Source organism: uncultured Campylobacter sp. (genome assembly GCF_938018035.1).
GTDB lineage: Bacteria > Campylobacterota > Campylobacteria > Campylobacterales > Campylobacteraceae > Campylobacter_B.
In genome coordinates this window covers 1-1,218 of record NZ_CALIJF010000407.1, presented here as the reverse complement: position 1 = coordinate 1,218, position 1,218 = coordinate 1, and the positions used below count along the sequence as shown (strand labels likewise).

The 1,218-nt window shown below is 51.3% G+C and carries 2 protein-coding genes; both read right to left on the bottom strand.

Annotation, left to right across the window (positions count from 1 at the left end):
• Positions 1 to 641 (bottom strand): hypothetical protein (locus Q0257_RS12495; RefSeq protein WP_298025272.1); only part of this gene is annotated, 641 nt, incomplete at its 3' end.
• A partial coding sequence (locus tag Q0257_RS12490) for a hypothetical protein (protein WP_298025269.1) occupies positions 629 to 1,218 on the bottom strand: 590 nt, incomplete at its 5' end. The genes Q0257_RS12495 and Q0257_RS12490, both read right to left, overlap by 13 nt.

Here is a 1,218-nt window from a genome sequence, read left to right as displayed (position 1 = left end):
TTTGCAGCGCCAGTAAAATTTTCAGACAAAATTTCATCTAAAACGCAAGCGGAATTTTTAGACTGTATCTCATCTGTAGCGGCACCGTGCCTGCGGGCCGCATCTGCGCGAAGCTCGCTCCTGCCGCCGCCCAAATGGAGCTTTTTTAATAAAATTTTGTCCTCGTTGCGCTCGTAGAGTGAAATTTTATCCGCGCAGGTCGCGCTCGCATTCAATCCACCTACGAGGGTTTGGATGGTGCAGGCTCGATCGTCGTAAATTTTATGCGGAATCGTGTGCGCGCAAACTTCCTCTGCGAAAATTCCGTCCGAGCGAGCCGTATCCGCGCCAAACCCCTCTTCGTGCGCTTCTGCCGCATCAAATTTGGCGGCGCGGATTTCATTCGGCGAAATTTCATGCGGGCAAGCTCGATCCGCGTCAAAGCTGAGCCGGTCTGCGCGATCGTAGAACTCGCAAGCGCGCAGTATATTCTTAAACAGCGCCGCGTAGGCCGCCTCGTCTAAATCCTTTTCTCGCACGATAATCTCGCCTACACCCGCCGTAGCAAAATCCACTATGCGCGCGAGCAGCGCCGTCTCGCCACCGCATAGCGCGCGATTTGTGATGATCGTAATGCGCGAAGCAAGCTCTAAATCCTGCATGCACCCGCTCCTTTAAGCTCAATATCCGTGCGTGGCGCCGCGCTCAAATTTAAAATTTCGCCTGCGATGCTAGGGATTAAAATTTTACTTGCTAGGGCGAGCGCCGAAATCCCCGCCGTCACGCCATATTTCAAAATTTCGCCCGCCGAAACAAGGTCTAAAATTTCCGCCGCAGCGCTAAGGCTCAAAGCGTTCGCCCAGCTCCTCGATTTTAGCGACCTTGCGTTGCCGTCGCATAAGAACCCAAAGCTCGCACCGTTTTTAAATTTAAAATTTATGCCGCCCGCAGGCTCGGAATTTGCGCTGCCCTTAAATTTTAAATCCGCGTATGTGTTCCTATATCTTAAATTTACACGCGCATTTTGTATTTCAAAATTTACCGCGCCCACTAACGCAGTGCCAAAAATTTTATCATCTGCCATAGCGCCATAAATTTTATCGCCGTGCGCGGCGCTGTGGAATTCGACGCCATATTTTGCGCAACAAATTTTACTTCGCCGAGTAGCGAGAAATCTGTCCTCGAGCCTGACGCTGCAAATCTCGCGTCTAACGCCGTAAATTTCATCCACGCACGCGG